General features: G+C 59.3%; 17 protein-coding genes. 12 read left to right on the forward strand and 5 right to left on the reverse strand.

Annotation, left to right across the window (positions count from 1 at the left end):
• Positions 1-33 precede the first annotated feature (33 nt).
• Positions 34-984: a homoserine kinase gene (locus M1D68_RS25180; protein WP_457968811.1), complete on the forward strand. Its 951-nt coding sequence runs from the start codon at positions 34-36 to the stop codon at positions 982-984.
• A 131-nt stretch (positions 985-1,115) separates the two neighbouring features.
• Here the strand turns inward: M1D68_RS25180 and znuA are convergent, their stop codons facing one another.
• Positions 1,116-2,048, reverse strand: coding sequence for a zinc ABC transporter substrate-binding protein ZnuA (znuA, locus tag M1D68_RS25185; protein WP_457968813.1), 933 nt, complete (start codon positions 2,046-2,048; stop codon positions 1,116-1,118).
• Positions 2,049-2,114: 66 nt separating this feature from the next.
• On the opposite strand from znuA, the gene zur reads away from it, so the two are divergent.
• The 4 genes from zur to M1D68_RS25205 are packed head-to-tail and all read left to right on the forward strand — an operon-like array spanning position 2,115 to position 4,908.
• A complete protein-coding gene (zur, locus tag M1D68_RS25190; RefSeq protein WP_434649490.1) occupies positions 2,115-2,597 on the forward strand; it encodes a zinc uptake transcriptional repressor Zur in 483 nt (160 codons plus the stop codon).
• The gene (znuC, locus tag M1D68_RS25195; RefSeq protein WP_420766028.1) at positions 2,597-3,379 is read left to right on the forward strand and encodes a zinc ABC transporter ATP-binding protein ZnuC; all 783 of its coding nucleotides are present in this window, start codon (positions 2,597-2,599) and stop codon (positions 3,377-3,379) included. The genes zur and znuC overlap by 1 nt, the downstream gene beginning before the upstream one ends.
• A complete protein-coding gene (znuB, locus tag M1D68_RS25200; protein ID WP_420766029.1) occupies positions 3,372-4,160 on the forward strand; it encodes a zinc ABC transporter permease subunit ZnuB in 789 nt (262 codons plus the stop codon). Before znuC ends, znuB begins: the two co-directional genes overlap by 8 nt.
• Before the next feature lie 37 nt (positions 4,161-4,197).
• Positions 4,198-4,908 (forward strand): PA5502 family lipoprotein, encoded by a 711-nt coding sequence (locus M1D68_RS25205; RefSeq protein WP_434561462.1) that lies wholly within the window; start codon positions 4,198-4,200, stop codon positions 4,906-4,908.
• Positions 4,909-5,029: 121 nt separating this feature from the next.
• Here the strand turns inward: M1D68_RS25205 and katE are convergent, their stop codons facing one another.
• Entirely contained in the window at positions 5,030-7,165 is a 2,136-nt protein-coding gene (katE, locus tag M1D68_RS25210) for a catalase HPII (RefSeq protein ID WP_434649495.1), read from the reverse strand.
• Between the two features lie 266 nt (positions 7,166-7,431).
• Between katE and M1D68_RS25215 the strand changes: the two genes are divergently transcribed.
• The 7 genes from M1D68_RS25215 (at position 7,432) to M1D68_RS25245 (ending at position 12,920) form a co-directional block, all read left to right on the forward strand.
• Complete coding sequence (locus tag M1D68_RS25215) at positions 7,432-8,439, forward strand: methionine ABC transporter ATP-binding protein (protein WP_457968815.1); 1,008 nt, start codon at positions 7,432-7,434, stop codon at positions 8,437-8,439.
• Positions 8,439-9,113, forward strand: coding sequence for a methionine ABC transporter permease (locus tag M1D68_RS25220; protein WP_420766034.1), 675 nt, complete (start codon positions 8,439-8,441; stop codon positions 9,111-9,113). The genes M1D68_RS25215 and M1D68_RS25220 overlap by 1 nt, the downstream gene beginning before the upstream one ends.
• A 78-nt stretch (positions 9,114-9,191) precedes the next feature.
• Positions 9,192-9,962 (forward strand): MetQ/NlpA family ABC transporter substrate-binding protein, encoded by a 771-nt coding sequence (locus M1D68_RS25225; protein ID WP_434675621.1) that lies wholly within the window; start codon positions 9,192-9,194, stop codon positions 9,960-9,962.
• 201 nt (positions 9,963-10,163) lie between these two features.
• A complete protein-coding gene (locus M1D68_RS25230) occupies positions 10,164-10,538 on the forward strand; it encodes a lysozyme inhibitor LprI family protein (protein ID WP_434561468.1) in 375 nt (124 codons plus the stop codon).
• A gap of 227 nt (positions 10,539-10,765) precedes the next feature.
• Positions 10,766-11,890: a diguanylate cyclase gene (locus M1D68_RS25235; RefSeq protein ID WP_457968817.1), complete on the forward strand. Its 1,125-nt coding sequence runs from the start codon at positions 10,766-10,768 to the stop codon at positions 11,888-11,890.
• Between the two features lie 365 nt (positions 11,891-12,255).
• On the forward strand, positions 12,256-12,675 hold the full coding sequence (locus tag M1D68_RS25240) for an organic hydroperoxide resistance protein (RefSeq protein WP_030139009.1): 420 nt from the start codon (positions 12,256-12,258) through the stop codon (positions 12,673-12,675).
• A 32-nt stretch (positions 12,676-12,707) separates the two neighbouring features.
• Complete coding sequence (locus M1D68_RS25245) at positions 12,708-12,920, forward strand: hypothetical protein (protein WP_434608674.1); 213 nt, start codon at positions 12,708-12,710, stop codon at positions 12,918-12,920.
• Between the two features lie 109 nt (positions 12,921-13,029).
• On the opposite strand, the gene M1D68_RS25250 is transcribed toward M1D68_RS25245, so the two are convergent.
• The 3 genes from M1D68_RS25250 to tag all read right to left on the reverse strand — a co-directional run bounded on the left by M1D68_RS25250 (position 13,030) and on the right by tag (position 15,711).
• Positions 13,030-13,818, reverse strand: coding sequence for an SDR family NAD(P)-dependent oxidoreductase (locus M1D68_RS25250; RefSeq protein ID WP_457968819.1), 789 nt, complete (start codon positions 13,816-13,818; stop codon positions 13,030-13,032).
• A 404-nt stretch (positions 13,819-14,222) separates the two neighbouring features.
• Positions 14,223-15,110, reverse strand: a complete 888-nt coding sequence (locus tag M1D68_RS25255; RefSeq protein WP_457968821.1) for a lysophospholipid acyltransferase — start codon at positions 15,108-15,110, stop codon at positions 14,223-14,225.
• Positions 15,111-15,153: 43 nt separating this feature from the next.
• Positions 15,154-15,711 (reverse strand): DNA-3-methyladenine glycosylase I, encoded by a 558-nt coding sequence (gene tag / locus M1D68_RS25260; protein ID WP_457968823.1) that lies wholly within the window; start codon positions 15,709-15,711, stop codon positions 15,154-15,156.
• Positions 15,712-15,769 lie beyond the last annotated feature (58 nt).

Below are 15,769 nucleotides of genomic sequence, written 5' to 3' on the forward strand. Positions count from 1 at the left end.
CGCTGAAGAGCGCCCGTACTGGCAGTTTTAACCATGTCTGTGTTCACGCCCCTGGCTCGGCCCGAGCTGGAAACCTTTCTCGCCCCTTACGGGCTCGGCCGCCTGCTTGACTTCCAGGGGATTGCCGCTGGCAGCGAAAACACCAATTTTTTCATCAGCCTTGAGCGGGGCGAATTCGTCCTGACCCTGGTCGAGCGCGGCCCGGTGCAGGAAATGCCGTTCTTCATCGAGCTGCTGGACGTGCTGCACGACGCCAACCTGCCGGTGCCCTACGCACTGCGCACCACCGACGGCGTTGCGTTGCGTGAACTGGCCGGCAAACCGGCACTGCTGCAACCGCGCCTGGCCGGCAAGCACATCAAGCAGGCCAATTCGCAGCATTGCGCGCAGGTCGGCGAATTGCTCGCACACCTGCACCTGGCGACACGCGACAAAATGATCAAGCGCAAGACCGATCGCGGCCTCGACTGGATGCAGGAGGAGGGTGCCAAGCTGTTGTCGCGCCTCGATGCCGAAGCCCATCGGCTGCTGGAAACAGCGCTGGACGAGATCTCGCTGCAAAAGGTCGGCATCCTCGCGCTGCCTCGCGCCAACATCCACGCGGACCTGTTCCGCGACAACGCGATGTTCGAAGGCACGCACCTGACCGGATTGATCGATTTCTACAACGCCTGCTCCGGGCCGATGCTTTATGACGTCGCCATCGCCTTGAATGACTGGTGTTCGGACGATGACGGCGTGCTCGACGGTCCCCGGGCAAGAGCACTGCTGGGGGCCTACGCCGCGCTACGGCCGTTCACCGCCGCCGAGGCGCAGCTGTGGCCGACCATGCTGCGCGTGGCGTGCGTGCGGTTCTGGTTGTCGCGGTTGATCGCCGCCGAATCGTTTGCCGGGCAGGATGTGTTGATTCACGATCCCATGGAGTTCCAGCAGCGCTTGGCGCAGCGGCAGACGGTTCATGCGGGGTTGCCGTTCGCCCTATAACAGCAGGCCGGCGCGAAGGCTTTTGTGGCGAGGGAGCTTGCTCCCGCTCGGTTGCGCAGCGACCGCAAGATTTTTAGGGCCGCTTCGCGCGCCCAGCGGGAGCAAGCTCCCTCGCCACAAGAGCAGTGGGGTTATAACGACTCCAGACACCCCGCCAGATCATTGCCCAACTTTTCCAACAGCTGCTCATATCCTTGCGCCGTCGCCGGGGTGTAGCCGCCCAGTGCGTCCAGCTCCGCCAGTTTCACCGGCAACCCGGCCACCAGGGTTTCGGCCAGGCGCGGGCGCAACGGCGGCTCGCTGAAGACGCAGGTCTTGCCTACCGCTTGCAAGCGCGTGCGCATCGCCGCCACATGCTGGGCTCCGGGCTGCACTTCGGCGGCCACGGCGAACACACCGGCGTGCTTGAGGCCGTAAGTGTCTTCGAAATAATCGAACGCCTCGTGGAAGACAAAATAAGGTTTGCCCACGACCCCGGCCAGGCGGGCCTTGAGGCGTGTATCCAACGCATCGAGACGCTGGTTGAAGCCCTTGAGGTTGCCTTGGTAACGGGTAGCGTTCGCCGGATCCGCAGCGCTCAGGTCAGCCGCCATCCTGGCGGCGATCACCCGCGCATTATGCGGCGAAAGCCACAGGTGGGCATCCACGGTGCCGGGGCGGTGGTCGTGATCGTGGTCATCGCCCTGATCATGGTCATGATCCTCGTGGGACGCGCTGTCCTCGGCGAAATGACGCAACTTGAGCCCCGGCAAGTCCTGGACCGCGATGGAAGGCAAGGTACGACCGTTCAGCACACGCGGTAGGAAACCTTCCATGTCTGGGCCGATCCAGTAGAGCAAATCCACCGATTGCACCTTGCGTACATCGGATGGCCGCAACGCATAGTGATGGGGCGAAGCCCCCGGCGGTAGCAATACCTGCGGAACTGCCACGCCGTCCTGCACCGCGGCGGCAATCAATTGCAGCGGCTTGATGCTGGTGAGTACCTTGACGTCCGCCTGGACCGGGCCGATCAGCAGAAAACTTGCGACAAAAGCGACAAAGAGCGAAAAAATTCGGGACACGATGACCACTCGGAGAGACGAGAACGGGTAACATAATAACGTCTCTCACCAAACTCGTCGCTGCCCATGCCTATTACACCCCTTGCCAGTCGTCCCCACGATCACTCCCACTGCGTGCACAGCGCACTGTCCGAGGCCGACGCCATCTGCGCGCGCCAAGGGTTGCGCCTGACCGCCCTGCGTCGCCGCGTGCTGGAATTGGTCTGGCAAAGCCACAAGCCGCTGGGTGCATATGACATCCTCGCGGTGCTCAGCGAGCAGGACGGCCGACGGGCCGCGCCGCCGACCGTCTACCGTGCGTTGGACTTCCTGCTGGAAAACGGCTTGGTGCATCGCATCTCGTCGCTGAATGCCTTCGTCGGCTGCAACCACCCGGAGCACACCCACCAGGGCCAGTTCCTGATCTGTCGCGAATGTCATGCGGCGATCGAGCTTGAACAAAAGTCCATCAGCGACGCGATCATCGCCAGCGCCAGGGAGGTCGGCTTCGTGGTCGACACCCAGACCGTCGAAGTGGTCGGTCTCTGCTCCGGCTGCCAGGGGGCCTGATGAGCAACGCGTTGATCCGCCTCGACCAGGTGGCCGTGACGTTCGCCGGGCAGAGCGTGCTGGACAACATCCATTTAAGCGTCGAACCGGGGCAGATCGTGACCTTGATCGGCCCCAACGGCGCCGGCAAGACCACCCTGGTGCGCGCCGTGCTGGGTTTGCTCAAGCCAAACAGCGGCAGCGTCTGGCGCAAACCCAAGTTGCGCGTCGGCTACATGCCGCAAAAACTCCACGTCGATCCGACCTTGCCGCTTTCGGTCCTGCGCTTCCTGCGCCTGGTACCAGGCGTCGATCGCGAGCGAGCCTTGGCGGCGCTGAAGGAAGTCGGCGCCGAGCAAGTGATCGACAGTCCGGTGCAAAGTGTTTCCGGGGGCGAGATGCAGCGTGTATTGCTGGCCCGGGCCCTGCTGCGCGAGCCGGAGTTATTGGTGCTCGACGAGCCCGTGCAAGGCGTCGATGTCGCGGGACAGGCCGAGCTATACAGCTTGATCACCCGCCTGCGCGACCGCCATGGTTGCGGCGTGTTAATGGTCTCCCACGATCTTCATTTGGTCATGAGCACCACCGACCAAGTGGTGTGCCTCAACCGCCACGTCTGCTGCTCCGGCCACCCCGAACAAGTCAGCGGTGATCCAGCATTCGTCGAATTGTTCGGAAAGAACGCACAGAGCCTGGCGATTTATCACCACCACCATGACCATGCCCATGACCTGCACGGTTCGGTGGTCAGCGCCCCTTCTGCTTCCAATCATGTTCATGGAGACGGCTGCAAGCATGGCTGATTTTCTGTTGTATGCCCTGCTTGCAGGCTTGGCCCTCGCGCTCGTGGCTGGTCCACTGGGCTCGTTCGTGGTCTGGCGGCGCATGGCATATTTTGGCGACACCTTGTCCCATGCGGCGCTCTTGGGCGTGGCCCTGGGTTTCCTGCTGGACGTCAGTCCCGCAGTGGCCGTTACCGTCGGCTGCCTGTTGCTGGCGGTGGTGCTGGTGACCCTGCAACAGCGCCAGCCGCTGGCGTCCGACACGTTGCTGGGCATCTTGGCCCCCAGCACCCTGTCCTTGGGATTGGTGGTGCTGAGCTTCATGCGTGACGTCCGTATCGACCTGATGGCCTATCTGTTCGGTGACCTGCTGGCGATCAGCCCGGCGGATCTCTCTTGGATCCTTGGCGGCAGCGCGGCGGTACTGGCGTTGCTCGTGGCGCTGTGGCGTCCGCTGCTGGCGGTCACGGTCCATGAGGAGCTGGCGCGGGTCGAAGGTTTGCCCGTGGTGGGCCTGCGATTGGCGCTGATGCTGTTGATCGCGGTTGTCATTGCGGTGGCGATGAAGATCGTCGGTGTGTTGCTGATTACTTCGTTGCTGATCATTCCGGCGGCTGCGGCACAGCGTCACGCTCGCTCGCCCGAGCAGATGGCCCTGGGCGCGAGCCTGCTGGGCATGCTCGCCGTATGTGGCGGGCTGGCACTTTCATGGTTCAAGGACACCCCGGCCGGCCCGTCCATCGTGGTCAGCGCCGCGGCGTTGTTTCTGCTGAGTTTTGTCCTACCCCGTCGAGGGGTGTAGACTTGCTCGCTTTTTGCGCAAATAGAGAGTCGCAGGAATGAAGCCGTTCGCCTCCCGTTATCTGCTCCTTGTCGCGTTTTCCCTGCTGGGCGCCTGCCAGAGCACGCCGCCGGTCACCCAAGCCCCTGATACGCGGGGTCCGGCCCTCGCGCAGCTGCAACAGAGCCTGGCCGGCAATGAATTGGCCACCGCCGAAGATCAATTGGCAACGTTGCAGGCTCAATCGCCGGAAGACCCATCGTTGGAGCCTTACCAGCGTCAACTGGCCGAGGCGTACTTGCGCCGTAGCCAGATCGATCTGCAGAAAGGCGATGTAAATGCCGCCGCCACGGCCCTTAGCCGAGCTCGCGCCCTGATGCCAAAGGCGCCGGCGCTTACCGGCGAAGTCAACAGCGCGATTGCCGAAGCGCGTAAAGCCGACCTGGAAAAAGCCGAGGCCGATCTCAAGGCCGCCGAAGCCAAGCCGGTCGCCAAAATGATCGATCCGAGCGCACCCAGCACAACAGTCGCGTTGAATCTAGGTGATATTCGGCAAATGCGTCATCAACTGGACGCCATCGCCGCAGATATTGTGAATTTCAAGTGTGATGTCAGCATCCAGGTGCCGCGCACCGATGATTACCCTTGGTTGGCCACATTGCTGAGCAAACGAGTCAAGAAGCTAGATCCTGGGTTCGATCTGAAACTGCGCAAGCAAATTTTACGCAACGTGCCTGCGCAGTTGGTTCTAACTCCGCGCAAGCCCTGACAAAGCCTCGTCGGAACGCTGCCCGTAGCACGCTCGCTTCCCATGAGTTTAGTGAACGACTACTAACCCCCGTGGGAGCGAGCTTGCTCGCGATAGCGTCCCGGCGGACAACAAATTTCCTTTAGGCCGGAACCGCCTTGGCCTTAGCCTCCCGCGCCCAAACCCGATGTTGAGCAATCGCGTCAAAAAACGCCTGGAACTTGCTCGCGTCAGCATCCGGAATCAACCCTGCGTCCGCCTCTAGCTTCAACAACACCAACAACTGCCGGGCTTCGCCATGCAGCGCAATGGCCTTGAGGTGTTTGTAAGCTTCCAACAGGTAGTGCAACGCCACTCCATCGGCACTCAAGGCTTTGATCGACTCCACGCCACCCGGTACAAACACCGCGTCGAAGGCAATCGACGGCAGGCCTTCCATCGAAGCATCCACCGGCAGCGTTTGTCCGTTGGCCGCCGTCACTGGAGCGGACGTCGGACCAAGGATCTTCGCGTGGGCGCCTTCTGCCTCCAGCGCCTTTTTGAGCGCATCGATGATCGCGCCGTCGACGCCATTCGCCACCAACACCGCGACCTTGCGTGTCTTGATGTCGCCGGACAGCAGGTTCGCCTGGCTCAATGCCGGGGACTGCTGCAACGAAGGCGTCGGAACATCAACCGTACAGGCGGTGGGCGCCGGCAAGCCGAGGTTTTTCGCAACGCGCCCGGCCAACTCCAGATCGATATTGGCGAGAATCTCGTTTACCTGCCTCGCCCTGATGAACTCGCGCTCCACCTTGCCCAGCTCGAAGCTATAGGCCGCGATAATGTGCTCTTGTTCGTGGGCGCTCATGCTCTTGTAGAACAGCCGAGCCTGGGAGAAATGATCACCGAACGAATCGCTGCGCTGGCGGATCTTGTGGGCGTCGATACGCTCCGGATAGCTTTCGAAACCGCCATCTTGAGGACCTGGCGGGGTTTCCTTCGGCCAGCCACCGTCGATGGAGTTCGGCTCGTAGGACGCGCGCCCTTTATCGATGGTGGTGCGGTGCATCGCATCACGTTGGCCGTTGTGCACGGGCGTGATGGCGCGGTTAATAGGCAGCTCATGAAAATTCGGGCCGCCGAGTCGGCTGATCTGCGTATCGGTGTATGAAAACAGCCGTCCTTGCAGCAATGGGTCGTTGGTGAAGTCGATGCCCGGCACGATATGTCCTGGGCAGAACGCAATCTGCTCCACCTCGGCGAAGAAGTTGTCCGGGTTGCGGTTCAGTACCATCTTGCCCAACGGGGTGATGGGCACAAGTTCTTCTGGGATGATCTTGGTCGGGTCGAGCAAGTCGAAGTCGAATTTATGCTCGTCTTCCTCGGCAACGATCTGAACGCCGAACTCCCACTCGGGGTAGTCGCCCATCTCGATGGATTCCCACAGATCGCGACGGTGATAATCGGTGTCCTTGCCTGCAAGCTTCTGGGCTTCGTCCCACACCAGGGAACAAGTGCCCGCCTTGGGCCGCCAGTGGAACTTGACGAAGCTGCTGCGCCCTTCAGCGTTGATCATACGGAAGGTGTGCACGCCAAAACCCTGCATCGTGCGCAGGCTCTTTGGAATCGCCCTGTCGGACATGGCCCATATCACCATGTGAGCAGATTCCGGAACCAATGAGACAAAATCCCAAAAGGTGTCGTGGGCCGAGCCACCGGTGGGGATTTCGTTATGGGGCTCGGGTTTCACCGCGTGGACAAAATCTGGAAATTTCACCGCGTCCTGGATGAAAAATACCGGCATGTTGTTGCCCACCAGGTCGAAGTTGCCCTCGTCGGTGAAAAATTTCACGGCAAAACCGCGCACGTCCCGTACGGTGTCACCGGAACCGCGTGGACCCTGCACGGTGGAAAAACGCACGAACACAGGCGTTTTTTTATTGGGGTCTTGCAGGAAACCAGCCTTGGTCAGGGCCGCATGTGATTCATAGGCCTGAAAGTAGCCATGGGCACCGGTCCCGCGGGCATGGACGATGCGCTCCGGGATCCGCTCATGGTCAAAGTGCGTGATTTTCTCACGCATGATGAAATCTTCCAGCAACGATGGCCCACGGGCGCCGGCACGCAGGGTGTTCTGGTTATCGGCGATTTTTACGCCCTGGTTTGTGCGCAGCGCCTGTTCCGTGGCATCGGAGCGAAACTGCTCCAGGCTTTCGAGCTTGGCGTTGGTGTTGGTGCGATCCAAGGTATCGGTCCCGGCCAGTTGGCTAGGGGCGGCAGGCTTTTTAGTGCTCATCAGGCGTGACTCCTCGTTGCGATCCCCGCCGTGGCCAGGACCCGTGAGTTCGATGCGCCAGGCACGGTACCTGGGCATGTTTTGAGTTGCCTAATGAGTGACCAGTACCGTTTCGCTGTGTTCCTTTTTAATGTCCTTTGATCGCCTTATTGCCAATTCGCTGGTTCAATCTCAAATAAATGCTAAGAACCCCTATAAGGACAGGCTAAAATGCGCGCCCGGCTTACCGCTGATCCTTTTTCAACGCGCCCCACAAGGTTCGCTACGTGATCGAGTTTCGAAACGTCCATAAAACCTACCGGGTTGCCGGTAGGGATATCCCCGCCCTGCATCCGACCAGCCTGACAATCGAGAACGGTCAGGTCTTCGGCCTCATCGGCCATTCCGGAGCAGGAAAAAGTACTCTGCTGCGCCTGATCAATCGCCTGGAAGATTCCACGGGCGGCAAGATCATCGTCGATGGCGAAGAAGTCACCGCCCTGGACGCCAGCGGCCTGCGCCGTTTCCGTCAACAGGTCGGGATGATCTTCCAGCACTTCAACCTGCTGGCATCCAAGACTGTCGCCGACAACGTGGCGCTGCCGCTGACGCTGGCAGGCGAATTGTCCCGCAGCGAAATCGACCGGCGCGTCGCCGAGCTGCTGGCGCGGGTAGGGCTTTCAGACCATGCCCGCAAATACCCGGCGCAATTGTCCGGCGGCCAGAAGCAGCGCGTCGGCATCGCCCGTGCCCTGGCGACCAAACCCAAGATCCTGCTTTGCGACGAGGCCACCAGTGCCCTTGACCCGCAGACCACCGCCTCGGTGCTGCAATTGCTGGCGGAGATCAACCGCGAGCTGAAGCTGACTATCGTTTTGATCACCCATGAAATGGACGTGATCCGCCGAGTGTGCGATCAAGTGGCGGTGATGGACGCTGGCGTAATCGTCGAGCAAGGCCCGGTGGCCGACGTGTTCCTGCACCCCAAGCACCCGACCACCAAACGTTTCGTCCAGGAAGACGAGCAGATCGACGAAAGCGAACAGCGCGACGATTTCGCCCACGTCCCAGGACGCATCGTGCGTCTGACGTTCCAAGGCGATGCGACCTACGCGCCGTTGCTCGGCACCGTCGCCCGGGAGACCGGCGTGGACTACAGCATCCTGGCGGGACGTATCGACCGCATCAAAGACACCCCCTACGGGCAACTGACCCTCGCCATCACCGGCGGTGACATGGAGGCGGCGTTCGCCCGCTTCACCGCGGCCGATGTCCACATGGAGGTGCTGCGCTAATGGAACTGTTGAGTTCGTTCTTCTCCAATATCGACTGGCTGGAAATCTGGCTGGCCACCGGCGACACCTTCCTGATGCTGTTCGGTTCGCTGCTGTTCACCGTGCTGCTCGGCTTGCCCCTGGGCGTGTTGCTGTTTCTGTGCAGCCCGCGCCAGTTGCTCGAAGCCCGCGGCGTTTATGCGCTGCTGTCGCTGGTCGTAAACATCCTGCGTTCGCTGCCATTCATCATCCTGTTGATCGTGATGATCCCGTTCACGGTGTTGATCACCGGCACCTCCCTGGGCGTGGCCGGCGCGATCCCACCGCTGGTGGTCGGCGCCACCCCGTTCTTCGCTCGCCTGGTGGAAACGGCACTGCGCGAAGTGGATCGCGGCATCATCGAAGCGACCCAGGCCATGGGCGCCACCACGCGGCAGATCATCGTCAACGCCTTGCTGCCGGAAGCCCGCCCGGGCATTTTTGCAGCGATTACGGTGACAGCCATTACGCTGGTGTCCTACACGGCCATGGCCGGTGTGGTCGGCGCCGGTGGTCTGGGCGACCTGGCGATCCGCTTCGGTTACCAGCGTTTCCAGACCGATGTCATGGTCGTCACCGTGGTGTTGCTGCTGGTGCTGGTTCAGGTTCTGCAAACCGTGGGCGACAAACTGGTTGTGCATTTCTCTAGAAAATAAGGCCTCGCGCCAATAAAACCATGAGCCGGCCATTCGCTGGCGGCGTCGAGAGCAGGCGCCTAAAAAGGAGTTAGCTGAATGAAAAAACTACTGGTTGCCTTCGCTGCCGCCGCAGCGTTCTCTGCCCACGCCGATACCCTGACCGTCGCGGCCACGCCGGTGCCGCATGCGGAAATCCTCGAATTCGTCAAACCGGCGCTGGCGAACGAAGGCGTGGACCTCAAGGTCAAGGTCTTCACCGACTACATCCAGCCGAACGTACAGGTTGCTGAAAAGCGCCTGGACGCCAACTTCTTCCAGCACCAGCCGTACCTGGATGAGTTCAACAAGGCCAAGGGCACGCACTTGGTGAGCGTGGCGGGTGTGCACCTGGAGCCACTGGGCGCGTATTCGAGCAAATACAAAAAGCTGGAAGAACTGCCAGGCGGCGCCAACGTGGTGATTCCTAACGACGCCACCAACGGCGGCCGTGCGCTGTTGCTGTTGGCGAAGGCTGGGGTGATCAAGTTGAAGGATTCGAACAATATCCTGTCGACCACCAAAGACATCGTTGAAAACCCGAAGGACCTGAAGTTCCGTGAGCTGGAAGCCGCGACCATTCCGCGGGTACTGACCCAGGTGGATCTGGCGCTGATCAATACCAACTATGCGTTGGAAGCCAAGCTTGATCCTTCCAAGGATGCGTTGGTGATTGAAGGTAACGACTCGCCTTATGTGAACATCCTCGTTGCCCGTCCGGACGACAAGGACAGTGAAGCGATGAAGAAGCTGGTGGCGGCTTTGCATACGCCGGAAGTGAAGAAATTCATTCTGGAGAAGTACAAAGGGGCAGTTTTGCCGGCGTTTTGAGCTGATCAGGTGGCAAAAAAACGGGGCTGCGTGGGAATGCAGGCCCGTTTTTTTATGCTTGGAATAAAGAGCTAAAACAACAAGCTGGTTGCCGCTCGGTAAAGAAATGGCTGAATCAAATACTTTTATTGTTTTACAAACCCTCATGATAAATTCGCGCCGCAACCTCTAATCAATAGAGGGCATTCAGGGAGAGAAGTAGTGATCAAGTCTTTGTTGGTTGGGGCATTGCTGGCAACGGCATCGGCATCGGCGTCTGCGATGAGTTGCGATAATCCTAGAAACGCCTATGACAGAACCTATTGCGCATCGCTGAAAATGGTTCAGTCAGATCAGGACATCAATGATCAATACAAGAAGACGATGAGCGCGCTGAATCCGGATCAAAAGAAAAAAGTGAAAGCCGCTCAGATCCAGTGGATCAAGACTCGTGACAACGCCTGTTCCAACGATGGCCTGCTCTACTTGGACTGTGCCAATGAGAAGACTGAGGCGCGTATCGTCATACTCAAGGCTATCGAGCGCGAATGCCGTGCCGCCGGTTGCGACGACGCGAAGCTGTCGCAGGTCGAGTAATCCGCTAGCATTGAGCGCATCGGGTTGCAGTCGTAGCCACGAAAAACCCGACGTGAAGCGTCGGGTTTTTTCTTTAGCAGGTTGAGCCGCTGTCACGGCCCAGCGGAAGCAAGCATCCTCGCCACTAAGTTCGGTGCAATTGGGGCTGTGGGCTTAATTCAGTTGTTTGCGCTAATGGCAGGGTGCCACAATCGCCTTCTTCGCTGCGTCATAATCAGGTGGTTCAAATGGATGGCCCAAGATTGCGCAATGGCCAGGATTTTGTAATAGCCGAGCAGGTTCGAACAGATCGGTTGCAGCAACTGTTTCGCCAGTCTGTTTCTGCGGTTTTCGGTAGTTACCTGGCTGCCATCATGTTGAGTTGGCTGTGTTGGGATCGGTTTGACCACAGCACTATCGCTTGGTGGCTATTAATCCTGACCGCATCGACGCTGTTGCGTATCGCGATGTTCATAGCCTATCTGCGCAGCGACGAAAGTGAGCGTACGCCACAACGCTGGGAGCGCAGGTACTGGGTCACGCTAGTGCTATCCGCCAGCATCTGGGGCGGTGGTGCGTTCGTGCTGATGCCAGCGGACGATCTGTTGTCCCAGGCACTGGTCATGCTGTTTACCGTGGGCATGTCTGTCAGTGCGGTGTCCTGCTATTCGGCTTACCGCGATATGACCCTGGCCTCCATTGGCCTGGTGCTGTTCCCGTGCACCGTCTGGCTGCTCTTTCAACCGTCTCCGATTCAAGTCGGCATGGCACTTTCAATCTTGGTGTTCGCGGCATTTGCCGCTCGCGCCACGCACAAAATGTCCCAAGCCCTGGAAATTGCCTTTCGTCTCACCCGTGAGATGGAACAGGCAAACAGCATCTCCACCCGTGCCGCACAAACCGATGAACTGACCGGCCTGAAGAGTCGGCGGGCTTTTTTTGAGCATGCCCAGCAGCTCTATGATGAATGTAAGAGCAACCGGTTAGGGTTGTGCGCAGTCATGCTGGATATGGATCACTTCAAGCACATCAACGACACCTACGGCCACCAAGTCGGGGATCAGGTTTTACGCGAGATGGGGACGGTGATCAGTTCGTCGTTTCGGGCGACGGATATACATGGCCGGCTCGGTGGGGAAGAGTTCGCCATTCTGCTTCCAGACACTTCAATCGAGGTCGCTACCCAGATTGCAGAACAGCTCATCGATGCCATTGCGGGTTTGATGATCGAGCCTGTTCACGGCATATCAGCCAGCCTCGGCGTCGCGTCGACGGAGGCCTGCAATAAGGATCTCCATAGCTTGATGAACGATGCGGATAAGGCCCTGTATCGGGCAAAAGCGCTGGGGCGTAATCGAGTGGCTGTTGCTTAGCCGGATTGGCTTTGCATCACCAGTCGGAATTTGATGATGCCCATGCTCTACGGGGCATGATCAAGAATCCATCATTTGCTTGTGATGTTCCTCTCTTCGAAGGCCTGCAATTGCGCTGGCCCTTTTGACTTTCCCCTAATGGCTCCTTCCTCCGATTCCCTCACGGCGCGCACGTGCTGACGCGACTGTGACGGCTGAAAATAAATATTCATAGATATCAACGGGTTAACCAAAAGCAGGGAAATATTTTGAAATTTACCTTGCGCGCTAATTATTCATGCATTAATTTTAACGTCACTGGTTAGCGCACAAACATTTGGCGCAAACAAAAATCGATCCAATCAATCAGCAAATGAGGAAACACCATGAACGTTCTTTACACCGCAGTCGCAACCTCCACCGGTGGCCGTGATGGCCGTGCTGTTTCCAGCGACAAAATTCTCGACGTGAAACTGGCCACTCCAAAAGCCTTGGGCGGCGCCGGAGGGGAAGCTACCAACCCCGAGCAATTGTTCGCAGCGGGTTACTCGGCCTGCTTCATCGGCGCGCTGAAATTTGTCGCCAGCCAAAGCAAACGCAGCATTCCGGCTGACGCTTCGATCACGGCCCATGTCGGCATTGGCCAGATCCCTGGTGGTTTCGGCCTGGACATCGACCTGCACATCAGCCTGCCAGGCCTGGATCAAGCCGATGCTCAAGCGCTGGTCGATGCGGCTCACCAGGTTTGCCCGTACTCCAACGCGACACGCGGCAACGTCGACGTTCGTTTGCACGTCACCGTCTAACTCACTTCCTCCACGAATAAAAGGATCTGGACATGAACACTCTTAGCAAAATACTCGTTGGCTCGCTTCTGGCTCTGTCCCTCGGCAATGCGTTCGCGACTCCCTTTGTTCAACCCACGTTCGCTGAGGGGGGGTCGGATCGGCTGATCGAAAGCCGGGTCGCTGAAGGCGGCTCGGATCGGCTGATCGAAAATCGCGTAGCCGAAGGTGGTTCGGATCGACTGATCGAAAACAGAGTGGGTTGAACTACCCGTTCATCGTTAAAAAACGGTCGAATCCTCCTATGTACTTCCAAAATAGAAACGCCGCTTATCTCTCACGAGAAGCGGCGTCTTTGCAATGTGTCAGGGCAGCCTAAACGATGCTATCCACCACGCCACCATCCACACGCAACGCCGCGCCGGTGGTAGCCGAGGCCTGTTCCGAGCTGGCGTAGATGATCATGTTGGCGACTTCCTCTACCCGTGCCGCGCGCTGGATGATCGAGGTGCTGCGATGCTCGTTGACGAAGTCTGCCGCGACCTTTTCCAGGCTTTCCCCGCTGCGCTCGACGTCTGCCTGGAGCATCTGGGCAACGCCTTCGGAAAGCGTCGGCCCAGGCAACACCGAGTTCACCGTCACGCCAGTGCCGGCGAGGCGTTTGGCCAGGCCGCGAGCGATGGACAGTTGCGCGGTTTTGGTGAAGCCGTAGTGGATCATGTCGGCGGGAATGTTCACGCCCGATTCCGACGAGACAAATACAATCCGCCCCCAACCGCGCTCGACCATACCCTGTGCATAAGCCCTGGAAACACGCACACCGGACATCACGTTGGTTTCGAAGAAGCGCTGCCATTCGCTGTCCGGCGTTTCGAAGAAGTCTTGCTGTTTGAAAATGCCCAGGTTGTTGATGACGATATCGAAGCTGGGGTGCTTGGCGATGAGTGTCTGGCAACCTCGCTCGTTACTGAGATCGCCCACAAAGCCTGTGGCCTTGGAGGAAAGATCACCCAACCGCTGCAACGCATCCTCCACGCTGCTCTCGCTGCGACCGTTGATGACCACATGGGCGCCGGCTTCCAGGAAGCCTTTGGCGGTCGCGAAACCGATACCGCTGGTGGAACCGGTGACCAGGACGTGACGTCCGGTGAAGTCGATGTTCATGAGGGGACTCCTTGATTGATGAACCATAGGAAGTGCGATCGTTCTGGCTGGACGGTCATCCAATGGACTAGAGATGGCTTTGCAATCCCAGCGTTTCCGATACCACAGGCGTTTAATCATGGACACGATTGAGGCTTTGCGCCTCCTCGTGATCAGTCAGCCGTCAGGAAGCCGACCATGCCGCCAGCTCGTAACCCTCCAGACCGATAAAGTCGGAACTTCGGTCACCCAGGAAGCTGAGTAGGGCTGCTACGCAGCCCAGCGGGAGCAAGCTCCCTCGCCACAGGTGGGTGGCGTCAATGGGTCATGCGGCGGATGTCATGACGCTGTCGCGAGCAAGCCTGGCTCCCACAGGGGTTGTTGGGTGTTCACGATCGTGCATTCACCACCCAAGCAACAGGTCGTCAGTACCACCGCGCCTCGCCCGGCGGGCGTTTCTTGAAGCGTTTCATGCTCCACATGTACTGGCTTGGGTAGGCCCGCACGTAGCGCTCCACCACTTGGCTCATGGCGGCGCAGGACGTTTCGGTGTCGGTGCTGTACATCGCCTCCGGGGCGGCTTCGAGGATGACTTTGTAGCCGGAGCCGTCCGGCAGGCGCAGGGCATGAAGGAACACGCCCACTGCTTTACCGCCAGCGAGCATGTTCGGCACGAACTTGCTGGTCAGGGCCTGGGTGGCAAAGAAGGGCACGAAGATGCCGGCGGATTCGGCCGGTTCCGGGTCGGCGGGGATGCCCACTTGGCCGCCTTTGCGCACTTCCTTGATGACACTGAGGATGCCTTCCTTGGTCGACGCCGCTACTTTGTTGCCCAATTGCACGCGTTGCTTCTGCAGCAATTCATCCACCGCCTTGAGCTTGGGCGGACGGTAGAAAATGATCGGTTTGCACTGGCTGCAATAGAAGTGGTTGAGCACTTCCCAGTTGCCCAGATGGCTGGTGATGCCAACCACGCCCTTGCCCGAGGCCAGGGCTTCTTTCAGCACCTCCAGGCCTTCGACTTCGCGCACCAGTTCGATGGAGCGCTGGGCCGGCCAGATCCAGGCGCAGGCGCTTTCGGTCAGAGACTTGCCGATGTCCTTGAGGCTCTGGCCCACAAGGCGTTCGCGCTCGGCCGGGTCCATCTCGGGAAAGCATTTGGCGAGGTTGATCCGCACCACATCGCGGGAACGGTTGGGAAATTTCCACATGAGCCAGCCGATGGCCGAGCCTACCGCCTGCACCGCTCGCCAGGGCAGCAGCGCAAACAACCGCAGAGCGCCGACCAGCAAGGCGCCTTTCAACTTATCCACAGGTCACTCCTGAATGTATGGGCCGTGTTGCGAGCCGGCTATTCTAACCGCCGTTTACCAACTCGGCGTAGCGGTCGCAGTCTTGGGTGTGGTCCATGACCATGCCCGATGCCTGCATCAGCGCATAGCAAATAGTCGGCCCGACAAAGGTGAACCCGAGTTTTTTCAGGCCTTTGCTCATCGCCAACGCCTCAGGCGTGATGGCCGGCACTTCGGTGCGGTCCTTGAAATGGTTGACGATGGGTTTGCCGTCCACGAACGACCAAAAGAATGCCACCGGGTCTTCCAGGGCCAGCCAGGCCTGGGCATTACGGCGTGCAGCCTTGAGCTTGAGACGGTTGCGGATGATGCCGGGGTCGAGCATCAGTTCATCGATTTCCGCGTCGCTCATCTGCGCCACCCGTTGCACCTCGAAGCCGTACAACACTTGCCGGTAGCGCTCGCGTTTGCGCAAAACAGTGATCCAGGACAGCCCTGCCTGGAACCCTTCGAGCAAAAGCAACTCGAACAGACCCTGCGCATCGCGCAGCGGCGTGCCCCACTCTTGATCGTGATAAGCCATGTACAACGGATCTTCGGAACACCAAAAGCAGCGTGGCATAAGGCTCCAGGGGGCGTGCGCACGAACGAATCGGGTATACTCCCGCTCTTTAAATCGC

Source organism: Pseudomonas sp. R4-84 (assembly GCF_054130985.1).